The 24191-nt window shown below is 66.5% G+C and carries 24 protein-coding genes and 1 pseudogene; 11 read left to right on the forward strand and 14 right to left on the reverse strand.

All coding sequences use genetic code 11. The features are described 5' to 3' along the window. Window positions 1–258: 258 nt before the first annotated feature. Window positions 259–1617 carry a phosphoribosyltransferase family protein gene (locus ACLMAL_RS21215; RefSeq protein ID WP_412000665.1) on the reverse strand — a complete coding sequence of 453 codons (1359 nt, stop codon included), beginning with the start codon at window positions 1615–1617 and terminating at the stop codon, window positions 259–261. Window positions 1618–2013: 396 nt separating this feature from the next. On the opposite strand from ACLMAL_RS21215, the gene ACLMAL_RS21220 reads away from it, so the two are divergent. From ACLMAL_RS21220 to ACLMAL_RS21230, 3 genes are all read left to right on the forward strand, one after another. Next, entirely contained in the window at window positions 2014–2247 is a 234-nt protein-coding gene (locus ACLMAL_RS21220; RefSeq protein ID WP_412000666.1) for a hypothetical protein, read from the forward strand. Between the two features lie 55 nt (window positions 2248–2302). After that, on the forward strand, window positions 2303–3727 hold the full coding sequence (locus ACLMAL_RS21225) for a wax ester/triacylglycerol synthase domain-containing protein (RefSeq protein WP_412000667.1): 1425 nt from the start codon (window positions 2303–2305) through the stop codon (window positions 3725–3727). A 183-nt stretch (window positions 3728–3910) separates the two neighbouring features. Beyond that, complete coding sequence (locus ACLMAL_RS21230; protein WP_412000668.1) at window positions 3911–4825, forward strand: universal stress protein; 915 nt, start codon at window positions 3911–3913, stop codon at window positions 4823–4825. A gap of 325 nt (window positions 4826–5150) precedes the next feature. Here the strand turns inward: ACLMAL_RS21230 and ACLMAL_RS21235 are convergent, their stop codons facing one another. The 5 genes from ACLMAL_RS21235 to ACLMAL_RS21255 all read right to left on the reverse strand — a co-directional run bounded on the left by ACLMAL_RS21235 (window position 5151) and on the right by ACLMAL_RS21255 (window position 7839). After that, the gene (locus ACLMAL_RS21235) at window positions 5151–6110 is read right to left on the reverse strand and encodes an acyl-ACP desaturase (protein ID WP_412000669.1); all 960 of its coding nucleotides are present in this window, start codon (window positions 6108–6110) and stop codon (window positions 5151–5153) included. A gap of 122 nt (window positions 6111–6232) precedes the next feature. Further along, the gene (locus tag ACLMAL_RS21240) at window positions 6233–6397 is read right to left on the reverse strand and encodes a hypothetical protein (protein ID WP_412000670.1); all 165 of its coding nucleotides are present in this window, start codon (window positions 6395–6397) and stop codon (window positions 6233–6235) included. A 161-nt stretch (window positions 6398–6558) separates the two neighbouring features. Then, window positions 6559–6762, reverse strand: coding sequence for a DUF1918 domain-containing protein (locus ACLMAL_RS21245; protein ID WP_412000671.1), 204 nt, complete (start codon window positions 6760–6762; stop codon window positions 6559–6561). Then, window positions 6746–7471, reverse strand: coding sequence for a hypothetical protein (locus ACLMAL_RS21250; RefSeq protein WP_412000673.1), 726 nt, complete (start codon window positions 7469–7471; stop codon window positions 6746–6748). Before ACLMAL_RS21250 ends, ACLMAL_RS21245 begins: the two co-directional genes overlap by 17 nt. Then, window positions 7468–7839, reverse strand: coding sequence for a hypothetical protein (locus ACLMAL_RS21255; RefSeq protein ID WP_412000674.1), 372 nt, complete (start codon window positions 7837–7839; stop codon window positions 7468–7470). The genes ACLMAL_RS21250 and ACLMAL_RS21255 overlap by 4 nt, the downstream gene beginning before the upstream one ends. A 586-nt stretch (window positions 7840–8425) precedes the next feature. Here ACLMAL_RS21255 and ACLMAL_RS21260 point away from each other — a divergent pair. Further along, window positions 8426–8719 (forward strand): hypothetical protein, encoded by a 294-nt coding sequence (locus tag ACLMAL_RS21260; RefSeq protein WP_412000675.1) that lies wholly within the window; start codon window positions 8426–8428, stop codon window positions 8717–8719. Window positions 8720–8934: 215 nt separating this feature from the next. Here ACLMAL_RS21260 and ACLMAL_RS21265 read toward each other — a convergent pair whose 3' ends face one another. From ACLMAL_RS21265 to ACLMAL_RS21275, 3 genes are all read right to left on the reverse strand, one after another. After that, complete coding sequence (locus tag ACLMAL_RS21265; RefSeq protein ID WP_406230394.1) at window positions 8935–9408, reverse strand: DUF2267 domain-containing protein; 474 nt, start codon at window positions 9406–9408, stop codon at window positions 8935–8937. A 9-nt stretch (window positions 9409–9417) separates the two neighbouring features. Further along, a complete protein-coding gene (locus ACLMAL_RS21270; protein WP_412000676.1) occupies window positions 9418–10368 on the reverse strand; it encodes a universal stress protein in 951 nt (316 codons plus the stop codon). 63 nt (window positions 10369–10431) lie between these two features. Further along, window positions 10432–11775: a phosphoribosyltransferase family protein gene (locus tag ACLMAL_RS21275; protein ID WP_412000677.1), complete on the reverse strand. Its 1344-nt coding sequence runs from the start codon at window positions 11773–11775 to the stop codon at window positions 10432–10434. Window positions 11776–12166: 391 nt separating this feature from the next. Here ACLMAL_RS21275 and ACLMAL_RS21280 point away from each other — a divergent pair, with 391 nt between their 5' ends. Continuing rightward, window positions 12167–12514: a universal stress protein gene (locus tag ACLMAL_RS21280; protein ID WP_412000678.1), complete on the forward strand. Its 348-nt coding sequence runs from the start codon at window positions 12167–12169 to the stop codon at window positions 12512–12514. Here ACLMAL_RS21280 and ACLMAL_RS21285 read toward each other — a convergent pair. Further along, window positions 12430–13086 (reverse strand): annotated as a pseudogene (locus ACLMAL_RS21285) (DUF4389 domain-containing protein); the annotation flags it as partial. The gene ACLMAL_RS21280 and the pseudogene ACLMAL_RS21285 overlap by 85 nt on opposite strands. Before the next feature lie 317 nt (window positions 13087–13403). Between ACLMAL_RS21285 and ACLMAL_RS21290 the strand changes: the two are divergent. Both ACLMAL_RS21290 and ppsA read left to right on the forward strand, forming a co-directional pair. Next, the gene (locus ACLMAL_RS21290) at window positions 13404–13958 is read left to right on the forward strand and encodes a flavodoxin domain-containing protein (RefSeq protein ID WP_412000679.1); all 555 of its coding nucleotides are present in this window, start codon (window positions 13404–13406) and stop codon (window positions 13956–13958) included. Window positions 13959–14074: 116 nt separating this feature from the next. Continuing rightward, on the forward strand, window positions 14075–16372 hold the full coding sequence (ppsA, locus tag ACLMAL_RS21295; RefSeq protein WP_412000680.1) for a phosphoenolpyruvate synthase: 2298 nt from the start codon (window positions 14075–14077) through the stop codon (window positions 16370–16372). 241 nt (window positions 16373–16613) lie between these two features. On the opposite strand, the gene ACLMAL_RS21300 is transcribed toward ppsA, so the two are convergent. From ACLMAL_RS21300 to ACLMAL_RS21310, 3 genes are all read right to left on the reverse strand, one after another. Beyond that, window positions 16614–17501 carry a universal stress protein gene (locus ACLMAL_RS21300; protein ID WP_412000681.1) on the reverse strand — a complete coding sequence of 296 codons (888 nt, stop codon included), beginning with the start codon at window positions 17499–17501 and terminating at the stop codon, window positions 16614–16616. 55 nt (window positions 17502–17556) lie between these two features. Further along, complete coding sequence (locus tag ACLMAL_RS21305; RefSeq protein ID WP_412000682.1) at window positions 17557–18159, reverse strand: hypothetical protein; 603 nt, start codon at window positions 18157–18159, stop codon at window positions 17557–17559. A gap of 96 nt (window positions 18160–18255) precedes the next feature. Continuing rightward, window positions 18256–18969 carry a SulP family inorganic anion transporter gene (locus ACLMAL_RS21310; protein ID WP_412000683.1) on the reverse strand — a complete coding sequence of 238 codons (714 nt, stop codon included), beginning with the start codon at window positions 18967–18969 and terminating at the stop codon, window positions 18256–18258. A gap of 147 nt (window positions 18970–19116) precedes the next feature. Here ACLMAL_RS21310 and ACLMAL_RS21315 point away from each other — a divergent pair, with 147 nt between their 5' ends. After that, on the forward strand, window positions 19117–19644 hold the full coding sequence (locus ACLMAL_RS21315) for a flavodoxin family protein (protein ID WP_412000684.1): 528 nt from the start codon (window positions 19117–19119) through the stop codon (window positions 19642–19644). 17 nt (window positions 19645–19661) lie between these two features. Beyond that, entirely contained in the window at window positions 19662–20552 is an 891-nt protein-coding gene (locus ACLMAL_RS21320; protein WP_412000685.1) for a DUF302 domain-containing protein, read from the forward strand. Between the two features lie 216 nt (window positions 20553–20768). Here the strand turns inward: ACLMAL_RS21320 and ACLMAL_RS21325 are convergent, their stop codons facing one another. Then, window positions 20769–21665, reverse strand: coding sequence for an NAD(P)H nitroreductase (locus tag ACLMAL_RS21325; RefSeq protein ID WP_328413096.1), 897 nt, complete (start codon window positions 21663–21665; stop codon window positions 20769–20771). A 218-nt stretch (window positions 21666–21883) separates the two neighbouring features. On the opposite strand from ACLMAL_RS21325, the gene ACLMAL_RS21330 reads away from it, so the two are divergent. Together ACLMAL_RS21330 and ACLMAL_RS21335 are read left to right on the forward strand one after the other, a co-directional pair. Continuing rightward, the gene (locus tag ACLMAL_RS21330) at window positions 21884–22648 is read left to right on the forward strand and encodes an SDR family NAD(P)-dependent oxidoreductase (RefSeq protein ID WP_412000686.1); all 765 of its coding nucleotides are present in this window, start codon (window positions 21884–21886) and stop codon (window positions 22646–22648) included. After that, window positions 22645–24174, forward strand: a complete 1530-nt coding sequence (locus tag ACLMAL_RS21335; protein ID WP_412000687.1) for an AAA family ATPase — start codon at window positions 22645–22647, stop codon at window positions 24172–24174. The genes ACLMAL_RS21330 and ACLMAL_RS21335 overlap by 4 nt, the downstream gene beginning before the upstream one ends. Window positions 24175–24191: the final 17 nt, after the last annotated feature.

Here is a 24191-nt window from a genome sequence, read left to right on the forward strand (position 1 = left end):
GATCCGGGCACTGCCCGCCCGCGAGAAGGGACTACTCGGCCACGGAGCTGCGATCGACCGTGCCGTAAGTGGCTTGTGTTGCGGCTGCGCTGTGGAGACGAACGATGGCATTCGTCCGCAGCGCGCCGATCGAGCAGACCTCGATCGGCGGGGTCGCGTCCTGGTATGCGAGGGTGTCGCCCACCACGACACGACGCAGGCCGAGATCACGCAGTCAGCGGCCCGTGCGTGGCGGCCACGACGATGTCGCTGGCGTGGTCATGACCGTGTGTCCGTCGTCGAGCCGCTCCGGTCGTCGGCCGCAGGCGCGGGCGCCAGCTGGTTGACCAACCAGTCGCGGGCGAGTTCGGCGACTTTCTCCAATCCGCCCGGCTCGGCGAACAGGTGGGTGGCGCCGGGCACCACCGTCAGTGCGGTCTCACACAACATCGCCTGCGCCGCGAGACGGTTCAGCTCCAGCACGACATGGTCGTGCCCGCCGACGATCAGCAGAGTCGGCGCGCGCACCGCCGCAAGGGCCGTACCTGCCAGATCCGGCCGGCCGCCACGTGACACCACTGCGGCGATGTCCACGCCGGGGTCGGCCGCCGCCCGAAGCGCCGCGGCGGCACCCGTGCTGGCCCCGAAGTACCCGATCCGCAGGCCGGTGACGTCGTCTTGACGGGTCAGCCAGCCGGTCGCGTCGACCAGTCGTCGCGACAGCAGCTCGATATCGAAGACCAGTGCCCGATGGATCTCCTCTTCCGGAGTGAGCAGGTCGAAAAGCAGGGTGCCCAACCCGGCTCGGTTCAGCACCGCGGCCACATAGCGATTGCGCGGGCTGTGGCGGCTGCTGCCGCTGCCGTGCGCGAACATCACCATCCCGATCGGGTTCTCCGGAACGGTGAGATGCCCGGCCAGTTCGACCTTCCCAGCCCGGACTCGCACCTCGTCGTCACGCAGCGGTGGATCAACCGCAGGATCCGCCTGTGGCTCCCGCACGTCTCCGGCGGCCCGGCGCAGCAGCTCGGTGACCTCTGCATCGGAGACCTGGCCGAACCGCCGATACCAGCAGCCGACAGCGCCGAACCACGTCGGCAGCTCCAGACAGACCACCTCGTCGGCTTCGTCTTTGAGCATCGCCAGCGTGTCCCGAGGCGCCACCGGAACGGCAAGTACGACGCGCTGTGCGCCGTGTGCCCACGCGACCTGGCAGGCCGCACGGGCGGTCGCGCCGGTGGCGATGCCGTCGTCGACGACCACCACCGTGCGGCCCGACAGCGGGATACGCGGATGTGTGCGCCGCAGCCGCTCGGCCCGCCGCGAAAGTTCCTCTCGTTCGCGGCGCTCCACGGTCCCCATATCCGCACTGGTGAGTTGCGTGTACGCGACCACGACGTTGTTGATCACCTGGACGTCGTCCTCGCCGATCGCGCCGAAAGCCAGCTCCGGCTGATATGGGACACCGAGTTTGCGCACCACGATCACATCCAATGGCGCTTCCAGCGCCCGCGCGACCTCGTACGCGACCGGAACACCGCCGCGCGGTAGGCCGACCACGACAACATCCTCGTCCCGGAGATATTCCAGCCGCCCCGCCAGTCGGCGTCCGGCGTCGCGGCGATCGTCGAATAGCATCGCAGGCCTCCTCACAGATCTTCTCCAGCGTGGACATCGACGGAGCGCGGCGACAGGTCCGATCGTCGCCGAGTGGAGAGCCGTTGGTCCCGGATGCCTGCACCGGTGTCGCCGTCGTCGACGCACACTCGGCCTGCGACCAGCAGTTCGTTCAGGCACATGCTGTGCCGCGCTCAGTGGGCCCGACTGGGCCGGATGGTCGACACCGATAGCGGATGATCAACGCCCGTGCCGCGAGTGAGCAGTTGCGCGCTGGCCGAGGCACACGGCGAAACAGTGTAACCCGGACCGTCGGCGATTCCCGGCCCGCCAGGGCCAGCGGAGAGGACGAAAGGCCTCGTCATAAGGGTCTTCGTGATCGGTTGCCCGCGGTCGGGATCGAGCAGGCTTAGTGGTATGGATACCGCCGAGCATGCCGCCGTTCGGGCACGCGCGATCGAGCGAAGGCTGGTCGGCATGGTATGCGATGTCCGTTGGTCGCCACGGGATTCTGCCTATATCGCGTTCAGCGCCGAGTTCCCGGGACTGACCTGCGCCGATGCCTGGTCATCGCGGGCGGCGATCGATGGTCTGGAAGACAAGATCCGCGCGGCACTCTCGGCAGAACCGAGCCGGAAAGTGGAGGTCTGAGGAAGCAGAAGCGAAGCGGTACAACGTACAACGGCGAAGACGAAGGCAGCAGGCTATGGACCCCCGCGAATTCCACATGTCGCAATCGGACCTGTTCTCGTGGAACATGGAGCGTGATCCGATCCTGCGTTCGACCATCGTCTCGGTTCTGATCCTCGATACCGATCCGGACTGGGATCGCCTGGTGGAGACGATCGATCGCGGCACCTGCCTGGTGCCGAGGTTGCGGCATCGGCTGGTCACCGCGCCATTCGGTCTCGCCCCGCCCAGGTGGGCGCTCGATCCGGATTTCGACCTGTCCTGGCACCTGCGACGGGCCGCGCTGCCGGAACCCGCGACCATGTCCGCGGTACTCGAATTCGCGCGCACCGAGGCGATGACCGCTTTCGATCCGGCTCGTGCACTGTGGCGCTCGACGTTGCTCAGCGATTTGTCGGGTGGGAGGTCCGCACTGGTGATGACAGTGCACCACAGCCTCACCGATGGTATCGGCGGCATTCAGATCGCCACAGCGCTGCTCGATTTCGACCGTGCGGGCACTGATCATGGCCATCCGCCCCAGCCGCCGTACGACCATGACGGCGCGCTGCGCGATATCGTGGCATGGAACTGGTCAGTCGGCTCGGATCTCCTGCGCGACGGCATCCGGGCGACGCCGCAAACCGCGTGGCGAGCTGTCACTCATCCCGCGCGGACGGTACGCGACAGCGCCGCGCTCGCGACCTCGCTGGTCCGCCTGGCCAAGCCCGTTACCGCAACGCTGTCGCCAGTGATGATCGAACGCAGTCTCGGCCGCCGACTGGCGGTGCTGGATGCACCCGTCGAGCAAATGCGCCGCGCCGCGCGGGCTGCGGGCTGCACAATGAACGATGCCTTTCTGACCGCGGTGGTCATCGGACTGCGCAGGTATCACGACCGGCACGGGGCGAAGGTCGACCAGCTGCGACTGACCATGCCGATCAGTCTTCGGACGGCCGATGATCCACTCGGCGGCAACCGGATCACGCTCGCTCGTTTCGTATTGCCGGTCGGCATCGCCGAGACCACAGAGTTGATGCGCGCCGTGGACGCCGCGGTCGGCGGTTGGCGCCGCGAGCCGGCCATACCGCTGTCCGGTGCTGTCGCGGCAGCGTTCAATCGGTTGCCGGTCGGAGTGGTCACCGAGATGCTCAAGCATGTCGACTTCGTCGCCTCCAACGTCCCGGGTTCCCCGGTGCCCCTCTATATCGCCGGGGCGCGCATCGACCGTATGTACGCTTTCGGCCCTACCATCGGCACAGCCGTCAACGTGACATTGACCTCGCACGCCGGAACCTGCTACGTCGCGATCAACGCAGACACCGCCGCGATCCCCGACCTGGAGACCCTGACCGAATGCCTCGCCGCAGGCTTCGCCACCGTGCTCGGCCTCGGCGGCGAGTGCGCACCGCAAGCCGCCACCGACGGCACAGCCGAAGCATCTCGGTCGACACCGGTCTGATCGGTTCCCGAGCGATCAGAACACCCCCGCTTCTTGCGATCGTCCGACCAGGCATCGTCACATGCTCTTGGTCATCGCGGCCGATGACGTTCGGCACCTCACAGCCGAGTCGGTCGGGCGAGATGCTGTGTTCGACACACCGATACACACCGACTCGAACATCGCGACCTAAGGGGCAGCGGAATGAGCACCCGACATGATGCGGATCGACACCAGCTTGCCTCGGCTGCGGTGGTGGTGGGGACCGATGGGTCCGCGACCGCCGATGCCGCCGTCCGATGGGCGGCTGAAACGGCGGCTCGGAAGGGACGGCACTTGCTGATCGTGCACGGCCTCGACCTCGCGGTCACTCGCGCGGTCCTCGGGAGCCACCTCCCCATGATGTCCTCGGTCATCGCGGCGATGCACGGCCAGGGCGATCACATCCTCGCCGAGGCCCGTGCCCTTGCATGCGACATCGCTCCCGATCGCACCGTAGCCACCGAACTCTCCGAAGCGAACCCGGCGAAGTCGCTGATCGCGCTCTCGGAAAGTGCGCACCTCGTTGTCATCGGCGCGACCAGAGGCGACGGCATGCTCGCGCACCTCGGATCGACATTGCTCGCGGTGGCCGGGCACGGCCACGGCACCACCGTGGTCGTGCCGGGCACCGGAGAACCGAATCATCGCAGCGGTCCGGTCGTAGTGGGCGCGGACGGCAGCCCGGTCGGTGAAGCCGCCCTCGGCGCGGCATTCGCCGAGGCATCCGAGCGCAATGCCGAACTCGTCACCATGCACGCCTGGAGCGACCTGACTTTCGGCGCGTACGCCGGAAATTCATATCTCGAAATCCCTATCGTCGACCTCGAGATCGCCGAACACGCACTGCTGGCCGAGCGTCTCGCGGGTTGGCAGGAGAAATACCCTGACGTCACCGTGACCCGTAAGGTCTCCGTTACCGGGCCGCGCGAGCAATTAGCGAACTGGTCGAAGTCCGCGCAGCTGCTTGTGGTCGGCAGCCGCGGCCGCGGCGGATTCCGCGGTCTACTCCTCGGCTCGACCAGCAGTTGGCTCGTGCAGCATGCGGACTGTCCGGTCATGGTCGTGCACCCGAACTAGTTCGCACTCCCACAGCGGCGAAACAAACCGCCGCCGTCGCCATCGCGCTGATCATCGCGATCATGTGCTGGTCCCCCATGCCCTGTATCACCGAATTGCCCACGGGGCCGACAGGTCCTCGCGAGCCTGCTCGGCCATCCCGGCGTGCCGCAGGTCGTGATCCGCATCGGCACGCGCCCGACAACGAAACCGAAGCCCCGCCGGCGCTGGTCGATATCCTCACCACCTACCGGTGACCCGCGCCGTCTTCACGATGCGAGCCGACGACTACGAGACGACACCGCGGGATGCGGCGCTCGCGACCGACCCCGTCGTCGCGGTCTGATCAGGCACGGGCGCGGTCGCGAGCCAGAGCGCGGTCGCGCTGTTCCTCGAAGCGCGGGATCTTCACCTTCTCCATATCCTCTAGGAACGCGGCGAGCCGCTCTCGGATCTGTTCGCCGCGTGCACTGAAGTCGGTGCGGCCGAACAGATTCCACTGCCGCAATACCGGCTGCAGCACCTCTTCGAGGTGCTGACGCAGGTCGTAGACACCGTGTTTGGCCATGAGTACACCGTTGCGGCGGAAGTGCGGCATCCCGGCGCCGGGCATCCGGAAATTCTGTACGATGTTGGCGACAGCCTCGATCGCCTGATCCGGCACCAGATCCAGCGCCGCGCCGCACATAGTGCGATAAAAGATCATGTGCAGGTTCTCGTCGGCGGCGATGCGTTGCAACATCTTGTCGGCAATCGGGTCATTGCACACCCGGCCGGTATTGCGGTGGGTGACCCGAGTGGCCAATTCCTGAAAGCTCACGTAAGCAACCGAATGCAGGAAGCCCGCGCCGCTGTCGACCTCGGCTTCGCTGACTCCCGAGGAGAAGCCATTGGTCATATGCACCATCCTGGCCTCTTCCAACGCGACCGGGTCGACCGTGCGGGTCACCACCAGATAGTCGCGAATTACGGTGCTGTGCCGCATTTCTTCGGCGGTCCACCGCCCCACCCAGGTGCCCCAAGCACCGTCACGGGAGAAGTTCTCGGCGATCTCGCGGTGGTAGGAGGGCAGATTATCCTCGGTCAGGAGGTTCGTGACCATCGCCGCCTTGGCGACCTCGCTGAGCCCGGATTGTTCGGCCTCCCAGTCGATTCCGCCGAGGGCGGCGAAGTTGCGGCCTTCGTCCCATGGTATGTAGTCGTGCGGATGCCAATCCTTGGTCATCGATAAGTGCCGATGCACGCACTCCTCCGCCATCGGCTCCAACTCGGCGAGTATTTCGCGTTGGGTCAGCTCACGCGTCAATGATGTTGCCTACCTTCCTTCTGATCGGCGTCCATGTCACCACCGAGTTCCGGCGGCCCCCAGGGCCGAAGGTCCCGCAGAGTTCGGGACCGACTGCCTTTATCTCGAGGCCGCGAAATGGATCACACTCCCGCGATGTCGCGGCGGTCGAAGACCGGCAGGGCGGCCACAGCGCCACCGCACCCGCCGGCACCAGCCGGCAGTATGCCGCGGGCACCCCGCAGCCGGAACTTCACCACCAACACGCAGAGGTCGGGGCGGGACAGGACGGTCGATGCGCGTTTCACGGAAGACGTATGCTGTGCCCTCATCAGCTGAACGGGAGAACCCCACCGACAACCGGGTGCGGCACCCGCCGCACAGGTCGCGGGTGAGGGCACTCGGCGCGGCCTGGACGAGAAGTGATCTGCCACAGCGTTTTCCCGTGCGTGCAACTCCTCGGCGGTGATCACATGGGAGTCCGGCCCGGGGAAATCAGCGCGCGGTGCCCTTTGCCGGTCCAGTGCACGAGATACGGTGGCGATCCGTGGGCCGAAGGCACCTCCTCGATCAGTCCGCACCGAGGAGTGTCATCAATCTGACTCCCCTCGACGATCAGCCAGTTCCCGGGTTCGGGGTGCATGATCCAGTCCTCCTCAGCCGACCGACTCATCGACGTCGCGGTACTGGGTCGGTCCGGCGGCGGGACCCCGATGTGCCCTCAACTGCTCGGCGAACCACATGGCCGCCACATAGGCGGCCCGCTGCGATGTTTGTGGATCGGCCGACCCGAGACCGTGCCCGGCCAGCACGGTGACCCGGTGCTCGCACCGCATTGCCGCAGCCGCACGACGATTGACGGTATGCACGCGGATGTCGAGGCCACCGAGAACGAAAAGCGTCGGTGCCATGACATTGCCCAGCCGCGCACCAGCCAGGTCGGGCCGGGCGCCCCGCACAACCACGGCGCGGATGTTGTCGCGCGGTTCCGCCGCTGCCCAGAGCGCGGCGGGTGCTTCGGAGCCGGCACCGAAGTATCCGACCGGAAGCTCCCGGCAGATCGGTGAACTCCGCAAACATCGGCGCGCGATGGCGAGGCGACTGCCCAGCAGTCCGACGTCGAAGACCTTGGCGCCATCGATCGCCTCGGCCGATGTCAGCAGATCGATCGACAACGTCCCCAGGCGATGCCCGGCGAATACCTCGACCACGAAGGTATTACGTGGGTTGTGCCGGTTGCTTCCGCTGCCGTGCGCGAAGACGACAATGCCGATGGGGTGATCCGGTATCCGCAGATGTGCGGAGAGTTCGACCGCGCCGACGGGGATCGCCACCTCTTGGTCGCACACCGAGTGCAGTGCGGCGATATCGACTGTTGTCATGACGAGCCAACCTCTCTGTGCCGCTGCGCATTCGGCGCCGGATCGCACTCGCGGGCCAATGCGAGCAGGCGGGTACGGTATTCGAACCGGCCGATCCGGCCCGCCGGCAGTTCGGCCGGTAACGCGTTCTCCACCTCCAGCGCCCACCAAAGCTGTCCCGGATCTGCCCATTCGACGGTCAGTCGCGCGGGGAGCCGCGGCGGCGAATCATCGACCTCGGCCGATGTGCCCGGACCGGCGCTGCGGACAGCTATCCGCCCCGACCGGCCGCCGGGACCACGCTGCTCACCGCTGCCTGAACCGACAGCCCACCACAGCGCCAGCAACACCGTCGGAAACCCGATCATGGTTACGACACCTGCGATCATCATGAACCTCCCGGTCCTGCCCACCGTTCCTATGCCCCGTGCGGGAGCCATTGGGCGGACATCACCTGACTGTCGATTCCACCTGCTGGCCGAGCACCCGAGTAGGGCATCCCGTAGTCGTCTGCATCGACTGTCGGCCTGTCTCGAGTGACCAAAGTCCCTTGGCTGCGCAAAGTTCCGGCGAGGTGGCCAAGGACCTCCCATCGCGTGGGCAATGCCCGTCGCGGCAGGTATCCACGCGCTGCACACTCGGCGGTGTGAACGCAGGCGCTGGTGCGGACGCACCCCATCTCCAGATTGTGCGGGCGGGCTTGCGGCTGTCCTGCCGACCGAACTCGCCGCGGGCCGATCGGTGATCGCCGAGCTGATAACCACCCCGACGTCGCACCGGTGGTAGTCCGGATCGGTACCGCCCCGGACGAGGTCGGGCCCATCGCGCGAGCAGACGCCGATCGGGTGGTCGTCGTCGACCCGCACACGGACACGGACACGGACACGGACACGGACACACTGGAGCCGATACTTCCCGACCTGTCGAGGTGCTGACCGCCGTGCCGCTGCTGTCGGATGCGGTGACCACGGCGCGGTGGGGCGAACCGTGGTTGTCGCGCCGGATCTGGGTGCGGCGAAACTCGCAGAACGATATGCGGCGTCGCTCCAAAACTCGGTCGCGATCGTGCGCAAATTCCGGGAAAGCGCCACCGCGGTGGCAATGATCGGCGATGTCGGCGGCCGTCCGGTGGTGATCGTCGACGACACTGTCGTACAACAGGATTCGGCCGCCCCGATCGAGGTGTATTCGATCGCGCCGCTCCTGGCCGATGCGATTGCGCGCATGCATCACCATCAGCCTCTGCACGTATTGCTTCCCCAGGTGTGACGCCACGAGACAGCGACCCGGTGGACCTGGCGCCACCCCGATCGCCGACCTCGGCGATCACATTCCCGATCGGGGTGGTAGCGAGACCCGGAGCCCGCCCACACATCCCGGGATCGCGGCACGCCGCGTCGGCGGACTTCGAGCGGATAGCCGCGAAGTACCCGGTGTTCCACATCGAATCCGAGCCGGTACCGGGCTGACCGAGTGGGCGGCGGTCACACCTTGCCGACCGCGTCCTCGTCGTCTTGCTCATCGAACGGTCCCCTGTTGATACCGAACAGCAGGTTACGGAGATCGGTCGGGAATACCGCGGCGACTCGGTCCAACTGGCCCGGAGAGCAGAGGTCGCGCAGTGCGTCCGTCACCAGCCAGGCCAGACCCACGGCCTCGTCCTCGGTGACTCCGGCTTCGGCCGCGAACTGCTCCAGGAATGCCGAGACACTACGTGAGACCGGCACTTTGGCGGGTATCCAGCCCGCGAAGAAGATGCCGCGCAGTAATTCGGGCAGTTGCGCGCTCAGATGCGCGGCATCGCCAACCTCGAGCCGATCGCGCACGGTGTGCAGCCAGGCGCGTGTCACCTGGTAGGCGAAGGCACGATCTTCGGTCGCCAGGTCGTCAGTGATGCGGCGCAGCCACACATGTGCGGTGTGCACGGCGTGGGCGAAGGGATCGTCGGAGTTCGACATTGTCACCACCTAATCGGGATGTACGACCATGACCGGGCACAGTGCGTGCTGCACAAGCGAATTGCTGGTGGAACCGAACAGCAGGCCGCGGAATCCCCCGCGGCCGCGGCTGCCGACTACGATCAGCTGCGCGGTCTTCGACCACTCCATAAGGTGCGTGCGAGCATCAGAGGGATAGACCTCGCGGGTCACCCCTACATCCGGGAACTTCTCGTGCCATCCGGCAAGTCGCTGAGTAAGCAGTGCCATCTCGGCGGCCGTCATCTCCTCGTCGGGAATGTCGAGGAAGTCGTATCCGGCGAATTCGCCGAAATCGAGGTCGCTCCATGCGTGTACCGCCACCAAATCGGTTGCGCGGTCGGCCGCTTCGGCAAAGGCCGCCCCGACGGCGGCCTCGCCCGCCGCGCTGCCATCGACGCCGACGACGACCGGACCGGCACGATGCGGCCGTGTCGGACCAGCGGCTCGCGCGACCACAACGGCACCGCGGCCGTGGGCAACCACGGCCAGCAAGGTCGAGCCGAGATGACGTAGGGTGCCGACACCGGGCCTCACCCCGAGCACCACCAGATGCGCTGTGCGTGAGTGCCGTACCAGCAGTTCGGCCGGATTCGCCTCCGACACCTCGGTAGTGATGGTCAGTTCCGGGGACATCTCGTGCGCGAGCCGCCGCGCCGCGTCGACGAGATCGGTGCCACGCACACGAAATTCGTCGATCAGCGGCGACAACGCAACCCCGTGTCCGTGCACCGCCGAGGGCATCGCTCTCAGGTCCAGGCCGTGTGTTATGTGCAGGCCACGCCCCCGCCGCGCCGCGGTTTCGGCGGCCCAGCGCACAGCGAGGTCCGCGGCCTCGGTGCCATCGATACCGACGACCACCACGGCCGAGGTCAGCCGGTGCGGGTCGGCGGCGGGTAGACCGTCCGGGTCGGGACCAATTGGACTATTGCTGTCGGACATGGGATTTCGTGCCTCTCTACCGCTGATGGGCCACTGTGGGAGCGGCGGCTCCGGGGGCCGTTACTACGGCGCGCCGCCCTCGGAGTGGTCCGGGACAATCGGACCCAGTTGGGCGACGAACCAGTCACGAGCCAGCGCCGCAACCTTCTCCAGCGCACCCGGTTCAGCGAACAGGTGAGTGGCGCCGGGTACTACCGCCAGCACGGTCTCGCACGACATTGCCGCTTGCGCAAGTTGATTGAGCTCCAGCACGACATTGTCGTGACCGCCGACGATGAGCAGTGTCGGCGCCTGGACATCGGCGAGCCGGTCGCCCGCCAGATCGGGTCGGCCGCCACGGGACACCACCGCGGCGATCTCGACCTGCGAATCGGCCGCCGCCGACAATGCCGCACCGGCCCCGGTGCTGGCCCCGAAGTAGCCGATCCGCAAACCGGCGATGTGTTGTTGGCGCGTAAGCCATTCGGTGACCTCCACCAGTCGCCGCGCCAGCAGGTCGATATCGAAGACCCGCGCCCGGTGGATTTCCTCCTCGACCGTGAGCAGATCGAACAACAGTGTTCCCAGACCCGCCCGATTCAGCACGCTCGCCACGTAGCGATTGCGCGGACTGTACCTGCTGCTGCCGCTGCCGTGCGCGAATACGACCAGCCCGATCGGCCGCTCCGGAATGGTGAGATGTCCGGCGAGTTCGACCTTTTCGGCGATCACCCGCACTTCGTCGTCACGCAGTGGCGGAACACCCGTAGGAACCGTCAACGGCGCGGCCACCTGCTCGGCGGCGCGGCGCAGCAGCTCGGTCACCTCGCTATCGGAGGTCTGACCGAAGCGGTAGTACCACTGACCGACCGCGTGGAACCGTGACGGCTGTTCGAGGCAGATCACCTCGTCGGCCTCCTTCGACAGGCCGGCCAGCGCATCCGGGGCGCCGACCGGCACCGCCAGCACGATCCGAGCCGCGCCCTGTGCCCGCACCATTTGGCAGGCCGCACGAGCTGTGGCCCCGGTGGCGACACCATCGTCGACGATGATCACGGTCCGTCCCGCCAACGGAATGCGCGGGCGCTCGCGCCGGTATCGTTCGCCCCGGCTTCGAAGTTCTTCGCGTTCACGGTCTTCCACGGCCGACATCTCCGCGGTGGTGACCCCTGCCCCCTCGATGACGGGTTCGTTGAGTACCTGGACACCCGCTTCACCGATGGCGCCGAACGCCAACTCCGGCTGATGCGGAACCCCGAGCTTGCGCACCACAATCACATCCAGCGGCGCACCCAGGACGCGCGCGACTTCGAACGCGACCGGCACACCGCCGCGCGGCAAGCCGAGCACGACGGCATCCGTATCGTGTAGTTGCCGCAGGCGCGCCGCGAGTCGTCGGCCAGCGTCGTGTCGATCGAGAAATACCATCGGAACCTCCTTGCCGGACCACTCCAGATTCGCGAACCAGCACGCCACCCGAAAGGTCCCGACGTCGCCCACACAAGGGTCGTTGGTCCCTTCGGCCGACCGCCACCCTCGCAGTCGGTACTCGGGCCATCCGTCGCCTGTCCTGAGCCGCTCCGACGAATGACATTGGTCAATGCCGCCACTACCCGGTGGCCCTACCCCGCGGACACGGCTCGGCGGACAGTGAAAGGTATACGGCTACCGGCAACCACAGAACGCACGGTGCTGGTCGTGTACGCCACCGCACGGGATCTACCGCTGAGTCGACGAGTGTTGCGGCACGGATGCGTCCGCGCCGGCGCACCTCCGACGAACGCCGAGCGGCCGAGTGGGCTGCCGAGGAAGAGGACCGATGGGTACCAGGGCCGACCGCAACACCATCGTCGTCGGCGTGGACGATTCCGCGACGGCGTCGAATGTGGCGCGCTGGGCGGCCTACCTCGCCAGCGCTCTGCACGCGCCATTGCTGGTCGCCCACGCGCTGCCGCGCTCGCGCACGGCCGCGAAGCAGCTGGCCGACCGTGTCCATGCACGCCACTGCGGCGATCAATACCGCCTCGCTGAACATGCAAAGCTGCCACACTCTTTCGAAGATCACCCAGCAGCTTCATCAGGTCACGCCAGAGCTGAGTCGGAGGATTCGCGTGGGCCTTGGTCGAGGCGGAACGGCGGGTACTCGTCACGCATCAGCGCGGCGTAGGCCAGCACGCGATAGGACCAGCGGTTGATGCCGACGATGAAGTCGAACATCGCGCGCGGGTATCGGGCGGTGAACAGCAGCGTCACCATGGAGACCAGGACGAGTAGTCCGAGCAGAGAGATCCCAGCAGAACCATTGTCACCGTCGCCCCAACTCATGGTCGCCCCCGCGCTGGTCATCGCGGCGACGATCAAGTAGTGCGGGATCGCCAGTAGCCACCACTTCACCAGCACCTGGCCACGGGACAGCTTTTCCGGGTAGTCGACCTGCAAGTCCGCCGGATAGACGGTGGGGCGCAGCGTGAACGGCGGGTACTTATCGGTGCCGATCGGGGAGAACGCGTAGAACTGGACGCGCCACATCCAGCGCAGCACGCCGACGTTGAAGTCGAATATTCCCCGCGGGTAGCGGCCGGTGAACAGGATCGCGAAGCCCGCGACGACGGTGAGCACCACGAAGGCGATCCAGAGGAAGAACAGGACGACGTAGTGCGGTATCGCGAGGATCCATTTCACGAGCCAGAGCCAACGTGACAGCGGTTCGTCGAGATCACCGCGGAAGTTCACAGGGTAGACGGGGGTCTTGTCGGGGTTCATGATCGGCGCTCCTGACGGGGTGCAGCGTTATGCTCCGCGCCGGCGCCGTGCAGCGCGCACGCGGTTCGTATCCAGCGTTGCCGGATTCGATGCGACCTCCGAGGCCGAAATGTCATTCATCGGGAGGACGTTGGACCTCAGGTTCGGCTGCTGTATTGCCACAATGCCCACGATGCCGAGGCGGGGATGGCGACCCTCCTCTGATATCGGAGCCGACGCCGAGGGCCCTTGGTCCCGGCGCAACGGGCATCACGCCTCTGCCCGCCAGGTACGCGACGCGCGAGGCTGTTCACATGGAAGCGAACAAGACCCGCATCGCCGTCATCTACGCGACGGCACAAGGATCGACCCGCGATATCGCCGAGTTCATCGGCGAAACACTCACCGCTCGCGGCGTTGCCGTCGAATTGAGCGATATCGAACACGCACCGGAGCTGTCCGGCTTCGACGCGGTGATCCTGGGCAGCGCGGTGCACGACAGAGCCCTGTTGCCCGCGGTGACATCGTTTGTCAGCACACACCGCGACGCATTGGCGGACACCGACGTCTGGCTGTTCAGCGTCGGCCTCGGGCCGGCGCTGCGCGGCCCGATCGGTCGGCGCATCGGCCGCACCGTCCCGAAGAAGATCGCCGCACTGCGTGATTCGATATCACCGCGCGACTATCGTGCCTTCGCGGGACACTACGAACGCGCGGGCATCTCGTTGCAGGCGCGGGCGCTCTACCGGCTCATGGGCGGCACCCGCTACGGCGATCTGCGCGACTGGACCGCGATCCGCACATGGGCCACCGACATCGCCGTTTCGCTCGGCCTGCCGAAAGCGAAATCGACGCCGATCCACCCCTAGCCGATATCCGGCCGCGGGCCCAAGGCCGCCGGGACCTGCGGTAGTAGTGGTCGCCCCGTGGTCGGAGTGACGCTGAGATCCGAGTCCATTCCAGGTGCTAACGATGGGAAATCGACATGGGCGACTACGTAGCCGAGCTCGGCGAGCTGCGACTCACCGACGCGAATCAGGCAGGTGGCAAGGGCGCGAACCTGGGCGAGCTGGTGGCAACCGGAGTACCGGTACCCCCGGGTTTCGTCATCCTGCGCTCCTGCTACGAGCAGGTGATCACGGACGGACCGAATGGCGCGGAGCTCGATCGCCTACACAGCGAAGCGCTGCGGTCGAGCACCGATGGACCTCGGGTGGTCGAACTATGTCGCAGAATGCGGGAACTCGTGCATCAAAGCATGCTGGACGCGCCAATGCGCGAGATGATCCTGGCGGCCTATCAGGCACTCGGCGATGATGTTTCGGTGGCCGTTCGCTCGTCGGCGGTCGGCGAAGACAGCGCCACCTCTTCGTTCGCCGGAATGAACCTCTCACGGACCAACGTGCACGGCGACGAGAAGCTGCTCGCCGCCGTGATCGACTGCTGGGCTTCACTGTTCACCCCGCGCGTTGTCACCTATCGGTCGCGACGCGGAATGGATCAGCGGCCGGTGATGGCCGTGGTCGTGCAGCGCATGGTCAGCGCGCTATGTTCCGGGGTCGCGTTCACCGCCGACCCGACGACCGGGCGCCGCGACCGGGTGGTGATCGACGCCGCACGCGGGCAGGGCGAGGTCGTGGTATCCGGGGCCACCGAACCCGACACTTATCTACTCGACGCCGAGGGGCCCACCCTGCTGGAGACCCGCAACGGCCACCAGAGTTTCGCCATCGTGGCAGGCCCTGACGGCGACCGGCGAGTCGAATTGACCGGAGCCGAATCGGACGCACCGGCGCTGAGCGAGGAGCAGGCCGTCGAGGTTGCTCGGCTCGCGTTGACGGTGCAGAAACATCACGGCTGTCCGCAGGACGTCGAGTGGGCCTTCGACACGGACATGCTGTGGTTGGTGCAAGCCCGCCCGATCACCACACTGCCGGACTATCCGGCCAGACCGACCATGGCGGGCACGATGCCCCGGACTGTGCTGGTGCGTGGTCTCGCCGCGGCACCGGGTCGCGCGAGCGGACCGGTCCGCGTCCTTACCTCCCCCACCCAGGGCCAGAAGTTGCGCGACGGCGAGGTCCTGGTGGCGCCGATGACCAACCCGGACTGGCTGCCGACCATCACACGGGCAGCGGCCGTTGTCACCGACAGCGGCGGCATGACCTGTCACGCCGCCATCGTCGCACGCGAATTGGGTGTCCCGTGTGTGGTCGGCACCCGCACGGCCACAACCGCGCTGGCCGATGGAACGTCGGTGACCGTCGATGGCTCGACAGGCGAAATCCAAGCGGGGCAAGTGCCTTCGAGCACCAGTGCCGTCATCCCCACGCCCACGGTGGCCGCGGCAGAGCCGACGGCCACCCGAATCTACGTCAACCTCGCGCTGCCCGAGGCGGCCGAGCGCGTCGCGGCGAGCGACGTGGACGGCGTCGGCTTGCTGCGTGCGGAAACGCTGCTCACCGAAGCGCTCGGCGGTCGACATCCGCGGGATATGATCGCCCGCGGCGAGGGGCACACCTTCGTAGATCGGATGACGGAGTCGCTGCACCGCATCACGGCCGCCTTCCAGCCTCGACCCGTGGTGTATCGAGCCATCGATATGCGCAGCAACGAGTTTCGCGCACTGGAGGGCGGCGCCCGATACGAGCCCGTCGAGCACAACCCGATGATCGGCTATCGGGGCTGCTACCGCTATGTCCACGAACCCGAACTGTTCGGACTGGAGCTCGCCGCACTCGCCCAGGTGCGTGAACGAACCCCGAACCTGCACTTGATGATTCCGTTCGTCCGCACCCGCTGGGAGCTGGAGGCGTGTCTGGAACTCGTCGATACAAGCCCACTCGGGCGGCAGCGTGGCCTGCACCGCTGGGTGATGGCAGAGGTGCCCTCGGTGGTGCATTGGCTGCCAGAGTACGTCGGTCTCGGTATCGACGGGGTGTCCATCGGCACCAACGATCTCACCCAGCTGATGCTCGGTGTCGACCGCGATTCCGAGCAGTGCGCCGAGTTGTTCGACGAATCCGATCCCGCGGTACTGGACGCCATCGGCCGTATCGTCTCGACCGCGCGCCGTCTCGGGATCACCTCCTCACTGTGCGGGCAGGCACCATCGAATAGACCGGAGTTCGCCGAACACCTTGTGCGCATGGGTATCACTTCGATTTCGGTGACACCGGACGCGGTATCGGCAACCCGACGAGCGGTCGCCACAGCCGAGCGGCGCCTGTTGCTCGACCGAGCGTTTGCAGACGGCCAGCGGAAATCGACCGCATCGCACTGACAATCGCGACCGTGGCCCTGTGCTGGAGCGTGGGGCCACAAGTGGGTCGCTGTTGCGCGAACAGTGACGACAGTCAACGCTATTTCGCTGAGAACGAATGCTTCCCACCCGAGTTCACAGCACTCCAAAGTCCGCCGGATGCCCATCGGCTGCCCGGCGTTCGGCAAATCCGGTGGCGCGGGGTCCGATTCCGGACACCGCGCCATCGACAGATCGAATCAGCTCTTGCGGGCAGATCGAATCAGGTCTTGCGCACCACGACCATCGGGCACTCCACCGAATGCAGCAGCGCGTTGCTCGTGGAGCCGAGGACCATGCTCTCGAAACCTCCGCGTCCGTGACTTCCTACCACAAGCAGCTGAGCGTTGGCCGATTCCTCGAGGAGAGCACGAACAGGCCTGTCGCACTTCAGGATTCGCTTCAAAGATACTTCGGGGTAGCGGTCGCAGAAGCCGGCCAGCTGCTCGGCCAATCGTGCCTGTTCCGATTCGCGTTGCGCTTCCCACCCGGAATACGGCAGCTCGATCCCGCTGGCATCGCTCCAGGTGTGCAGTGCGGTCACGCCGACCTTGCGCCGCGATGCCTCCTCGAATGCGAGCTCGATGGCGGGCATGCTGTTGGCGGTCCCGTCGACGCCGACCAGAACAGCCATACTCGCCGACACCGGATCGATCGCCGCGATACCGTGGATCACGGCGACCGGGCAGTGCGCGTGGTGAGTCACCGCGGTGCTGACCGAACCGAGCAGCCCGCGGTGGAACGCTCCGATGCCGCGACTGCCCACAACGAGCATCTTGGCGCGCGCTGAGCGCTCGATCATGGTCGGGATGATCTCGACGAAGGTCAGTTCCGTCGTGAGGTCCAGCTCCTCGGCCGGTGCGGCCTGACGCGCCACCCGCGCGGCCTCGGTCAGGATCCGCTCACCGTCGCTTCGCAGCCACTCCACGGCGGCCTTGCCCAACGACATCCCGGACCCGAAGCCGGTGGAGATCGCCATCGAGGTGAGGATATGCAGCGAGTGGTGGTGCAGCGTAGCGTCGACCGCCGCCCAGGCGACCGCTTGGTACGAGCTCGCCGAACCGTCGACGGCTGCCACGATCGGCGGCAGCGGCGTGGAGGGGTTGGGCATGATTGTTCCTTTCGGTGCCACAGATGTCACGGACGCCGCAGCGGTGTCGGCGGACTCATTGAGTGTCTTCTCTGATCGGGCGATTCAGCTGCCGCCACTGCCGGGCGCATTGGGCGTCATGATGGCGTTCGAGCAGCCACCCTGAGCCTTTGACCAGCGACCACGCGGCGAACCAGGTGGCGACCAGCACCACGACCCCGACACCGATCCCGGTCATCGCGGCCACGCCGGGCGGGTGCGGTGGCGTCGTCGGAAGGACGTCGGAGTCGAGCCATACGACGACCTGATCACCAAGAGACGCTTTGCTCGACACCCGCACCGTGGCGGTGCCGGGTCGGCCATCGCGGGTCCACTGCACAGGCGCTTCGAACAAATGCGCCTTCAGCTGCCCGGGTTCAGCGGTAATTGTCGCGCTGACAGCGGTTTTCGCCGCGTCCTCGGTGCGGATCCGTGCGGCGTCGGAGGTGTAGGCGGTCGTTGCCAGCGCACCGGCAACCGGTATCGCGACGAGTACCACAAGCGTTGCGATGATCCGCAATACGGCCTCGAGCCGATCCGACGGGCGCAGCAGCGGATTGGGATTCCATGGCCGCATCCACCACAGGCGCGCCACGGGTGACCATGCTCCGCGGATCGGGAACGCCGAGTACTCGGACATCGCCGGTCACCTTCTTTCGGTGGCATCTCTCTCGACTTCGAGCATCTCGCGTCGGCGCGCGGGCAGGCAGAGACGAAAGTCATTGCTCGTGGGGGTCTACGGGCCCTGCTTTGCGGCACGCCCGGTACGCCGCGATGCCGTAGCGCCGCAACGAAAAGATCGCCACCACGCCGGTGGCGAGCAGCACCGCGAGCAACGGCCTGGCACGCGCGGCGCATACCAAGCCCCCAACAGCAGACCGGTCAGCACGAGCACGGCAAGGACCACGGTCTGCCAGCGCCACTGATCAGCATGCGCGACGAACGAACGGAGCTGCGCGAAAATCGATTCCCCATCGACCGGCACTCCGGACACCCGCCCGAGCTGGCCGACGATCATGATCACGGCGGTACCTGTCAGATAGCCGACCAGGACCGGCTTCGACAGTAGATCGGCAAGGACACCGAGCCGCCCCGCCGCTCCCACCAGGCACAGCGCACCGACCAGCAGTGCCAGCACCGCCGCCAAGGCTGCATATCGGTCAGGATCACCGAGCGCCAACGGCGCGAGTGCCACCGCCGTCAGCAAAGCCGTTGTCGATTCCGGCCCGACCGACAGCTGTCGCGAGGTGCCGAACAGTACGTACACCGCGAGCGGCCCGATCGCCGCCCACAACCCCACCACCGGTGGCAGACCAGCGACGGTCGCATATGCCATCACCTGCGGCACCAGATAGGCCGAGACCGTGACGCCCGCGAGTGCATCCGATCGGAGCCGAACTCGGTCGTAACCCTCGAATTGCCGTAGCCCCGGAAACAGAAGCACCCGCATCCCGTCAGCATGACGTGCTTCGTTACCCGATGTGACTGTCTTAGGTCCCTCGGCAAACGTCGGTTCGGCACTGTGCCGCCGCCATCGCTGGTGCGTAGCGTCGAGATCGACAAGATCTTCGCAGGTCGAGGCGCATAGGAGACCGAGATGCGTGCCCGGGTCGTCTACGAATCCATGTTCGGCAATACCGCCGCCATCGCCGAAGCCATCGCACAGGGGTTGGGCGAACACGCCGCGGTGGAAGTGCTCGATGTGGCAGCCGCCGCCGAGGTACCTGCCCCCGTGCTGGACTTGCTGGTTGTCGGCGGTCCGACGCATGCCTTCGGTCTGAGCAGAACCCGGACCCGACTCGACGCCGCGAATCGGACCGACACGCCGGTCGTCGTCGACATCGGTATCCGCGAATGGCTCGACGCGGCATTCCCAGTGGCACCGGGGTCCAGGGCCGCAGCCTTCGGCACCCGGACCGCCAAACCGTCCTGGCTGCCGGGGTCGGCCGCCCGTGGCGTCGGAAAGCGGTTGCGACGCTTGGGCTATGAGCTTGTCGAGGACCCCATGGACTTCCTGGTCGACGGCATCCTCGGACCGATCACGAAGGGCGAGCTGGAGCGCGCCCATGCCTGGGCCGAACGGTTGGCCCGCACCGAGACCGACCGCATCGCGCGCCGGGCGTGACGGTGAAGGAGCCGCCGATGGCATATCGGGTCGACGTCGTCGAATCGACGCCGCAAACGGTGCTCGAGCTGCGCCGCACGGTGCGCGCCGACCATGCGGGCGATGATATCGGCGCGGGAATGCGGGCGCTGTACGACGTGGCCGACCGCATCGGGCTCGTGCCCGAAGGACCGCCGTCGACCACCTACCGAGGCAACTTCGTTCCCGACTGCGCCACCCAGGTCGACTTCGGTCTTCCCGTCGCTGCGGGACCGCTCGACGGCACCGCCGAACACGTCACGGTCCGGCGCACTGAGCCTGCGCTGTTCGCGCGCATCACCCACCAAGGCGACTACCACCGGATCCGTGCGGCCTACCAAGCACTCGACGACGGCATCCTCGCCTTGAACCTGCGACCCGTCGGCCCGCCGACCGAGGTGTATCTCATCGCACCCGACGACGCGATCAACCCGCGAGATCTGTTGACCGAGATACGGATACCGGTGATCGCCGCCGAACAATTGGCCATCAGAGTGCAGACGATGTTCGCCGACACCGTGTCCGAACTTCGAAACGCATTGGCCGACCAGGGCTTCGGCATCATTACCGAGATCGACCTGCGCGCGGTACTGCAAACGAAGCTCGGCGTGCGAATGGACAATTACCTCATCCTAGGGGCCTGCAACCCGGTCCTCGCGCAGCGAGCACTCGCGGCCGACCCTCGCGTCGGCCTGCTGCTGCCCTGCAACATTGTCGTACGTACAGACGGCGCTGCGACCGTCGTCGAGGCGGTCGACCCGAACATGCTGCTGAACGGCGATATCCTGCACGACACCGACCGACCTCAACTCCGCGCGGTCGCCCGAGAAGCCAGAGCCGCGCTCGCGGCCGCGCTGGAGACCGTCGAGAAACGTGTGCTCCCCTCATAGGGACCTCCTTCCGGCATAGGGGCCCTCTTCCGGGCGAGAGATCGTCCCTCCAGCTCCGACTCACCTCCGACGAAAGGCGGGGAGCGGGCCTTCGGACGCGCCGCAGACTGCAGTGAGATTCAGTGAAACCGAACATCCCTGCAGTCTTGCCTCTGTTCCCAGGCCCGCCTCCGGCTCTACCGAAGGTCGATGTTCGGGTTCAGCACGCCACCATGCTCAGCACGCCCTCACCTCGATCGGGTCAAAAGGGTCCAGCATGTCCTCGATCAGGCGGCGCGGTGTGACCGGCCTCGACGCGGCGCTGGTCGGGGCCCAACCGATTCTGACGACGGCCTGCGGGTAGGCAAAATCGTCGAGTACTCCGCCGCGAACCGAGCGGCGCAACGAGGGAATCTCGAGCGGCTCGGTCAGCGTGCAGGTGGCCAAGCCGATGTTCGTCGCGGTCAGCAGCACGGCGCTCAACGCCTCTCCCGCGCGTAAGCGCGAGAGTCGATCGTCGGCCGTGGTGCCGATTACCAGCAGCTCGGCGAAGTCGGGCTCGATGGCAGTGTCCGCGTGCCGCTCGGCCGGTTCGAACCGATCGCCCGGGTCCCCTGCATGCCGTTCGGCGGCGGCACGCATCGCTATGGCCAGCCGGTCGCGTGCGTGGTCGGTCGCCAGCCGCAGGATCGCCCCCTGAGCGGCGGCGCGCTCGGTGACAAGCCCGAGATAGCCGGGCGGAACCGGCCACGACGTGTAGGGCCTGCGATCGGTCGACCTGCGCGAGATCGCCGCACATAGCGCGATGTCGAGCGGAGACGGCCGATGGCGCACCAATCCCACCGTCGCCAGATGATTCGGATTCGCCGGATTCGGCAGCCGCCGCACTACGGCCGACCAGCCCAGCGCCGCGAACGTGATACGCAGGTGATGAAGGACCGCACCACAGCTCAGCACGAGGTCTCGTGCCTCGGAATCGGTCGACGAGACCGCCCGCGACGGGTCGAGGTCGAGCCGCACACTGCGGTCCTCGATCCGCCACCGCCACGGTTGGATATTGTCGATCGACGGGGCCCGCACCGCGAGCGCCAGCGCTGTCTTCACGGTGCGGTCGTCAGGTAGTCCGCGGTCCATCACCTATGCCCTTCCTCTCGTCACGACCCACGTTCGCACCGGCGGGCTTGACGGATAAAGAGCAGGAGGACCCCAACTGGCAGGACTTCAGGCGCCGGTGCGCCAGGACGATCCCTAAGACCTTCGATATCGATGACCTTCGGCCATCACCTCACGGTCTCCGTTGCGAAATTCTGAATGTGTCAGCAGGAGCCGGAGCATATCGAAAGGTCGGCATCATGCCCGAATTCCATGGCCGTAGCGCCGTCGTCACCGGCGGCGCACGTGGCATCGGTGCGGCAATCGCGCGCACGCTCGTCAAATCCGGCCTCGGCGTCGTCGTGGCGGACCTGCTTGCCCCGGAAGGTCGGGCCGTCGCCGAATCCCTCGGCGCGACCGCGATGTTCCGACGCCTCGATGTCACCGACGAGCGCGAGTGGCGGCAGGTACTCGACGACGCGGAAGCGAACTTCGGTCCGCTGACCGTGCTGATCAACAATGCAGGCATCGTCGATTTCGGCGGCATCGAGACCGAGTCGCCGGCGATGTTCCGACACGTCCTCGACGTCAATTTGGTGGGTGCCTGGCTCGGCATGCACCTGGCCGCGCCACGACTGCGTGCCGCGGGCGATGGCGTGATCGTCAATATCTCCTCAACCGCCGGCTTGACCGGTTACCCCGGGATCGCCGGCTACGTGGCCAGCAAATGGGGCCTGCGTGGATTGACCAAGGCAGCCGCGATCGAACTCGGCGGTTCCGGAGTCCGGGTCTGTTCGGTACATCCCGGCCCGATCCATACACCGATGACGGCTGGTTTCGATGCGAGTATGACCGCGGGTCAACCGCTTCCACGCTTCGGTGAACCAGAAGAGGTCGCGGCAATGGTCGGCTTCATCGTCGACAAAGCAACCTTCTCGACCGGGTCGGAGTTCGTCATCGACGGCGGTGCGACGGCGGGCCAGGCCCTCGTCGAGCCTGTTCGAGCCCACGATTCCCAGCGATGATCGGGTCGAGGCCCGCACAGCTGCGGGAAACCCATACCGGGATCGTGGTGCTGTGCGGGGAACGAGCGTACAAACTGAAGAAGCCGATCGCCACCGATTTCCTCGACTTCAGCACACCGGAACGTCGGGAACGCGCATGTGCGCGCGAATTCGAGTTGAATCGACGGCTCGCTCCGGACGTATATCTCGGCATCGCACACCTGACCGATCCCGAAGGCGGACCCGATGAACCGGTCGTGGTCATGCGCAGGATGCCCGAGGAACGGCGCCTGTCGAACATTCTGGCCGACCCGGCAGTGCGCAGATCGGAACTGTCAGCGCTCGTGCAGGTGTTGACCCACTTTCACCACACGGCGCGCCGCGGACCCGACATCGATCGAGCGGGCACACCGGACGAACTGCGCAGCCGCTGGCGGATACTGCTGCACAGCCTCGGCGAACAGCAGGCCGACCTTGTCGACCCAGCGCAGCTGGCGCGAATCGCTGCGCTCTCGATGCGCTATATCGACGGCCGAAAACCGTTGCTGGCGACCAGGGTGGCCGAGGGCCGAATTGTCGACGGACACGGCGATCTGCTCGCGGAGGACATCTTCGATCTCGCCGATGGATTCCGGGTACTGGACTGTCTCGACTTCGACGATCGGCTGCGCTACGTCGACTGCCTCGACGACATCGCCTTTCTGGCAATGGATCTCGAATTCGTGGGACATCGCGAGCTGGGTGATCGGCTGCTCGACGACTACCTGCATACCGCCGCAGACCCGGCGCCGAGGACGCTACGCGACCACTACGTCGCTTACCGTGCGCTGGTCCGCGCGAAGGTGGACACCATCAGGTTCGGACAGGGCGAGGCGGCCGCGCGCGACTGCGCGTACCGACACCTGGAGATCGCGGCTCGCCACCTCGAACGGGGCGCTGTGCGTCTCGTGCTCGTCGGAGGCTTGCCCGGCACCGGGAAATCTACGGTGGCCGAAACCCTGGCGGCGACCACAGGCGCGGTGGTGATCTCCAGCGATCGTGTACGCAGCGAACTGCGTGCCGGTCACGAGATCACCGGCGCCATCGGAACCTTCGGCGTCGGAGCGTACGCGCCCGCCGACAAAGCCCTTGTCTACACCGAAATACTGGTCAGGGCCCGAACGCTCTTGGAGTCCGGTGTGTCGGTGATCCTCGACGCGAGCTGGATAGACGCGGCACAGCGGCGCCGTGCCGCCGCGCTCGCCGACGAAACAGCTGCCGAGCTGGTCGCCCTGTGGTGCGAATGTTCACGTGCTCTGGCGAACCGACGCATCCGGCAACGCGCAGCCTGCGAATCCGACGCGACACCGCATATCGCTGACGCCATGGCAGTCACGGCATCGTCATGGCCGGAAGCGGTCGTTCTCGATACCGCCTTGCCACTCGACCAGACGGTGGCTGCCGCCGTTCGGGCCTGGCAGCGAGCCGAGAGCGATCAATCAAAGGACTTTCGTCACCAAACCGGGGTCGATCTACGACGTGCCGAGCTCGATCGGTCAGTAATCTGAATGCACAGTTCAGGGAG

This window comes from Nocardia sp. CWNU-33 (assembly GCF_046764895.1).
Classification (GTDB): domain Bacteria; phylum Actinomycetota; class Actinomycetes; order Mycobacteriales; family Mycobacteriaceae; genus Nocardia.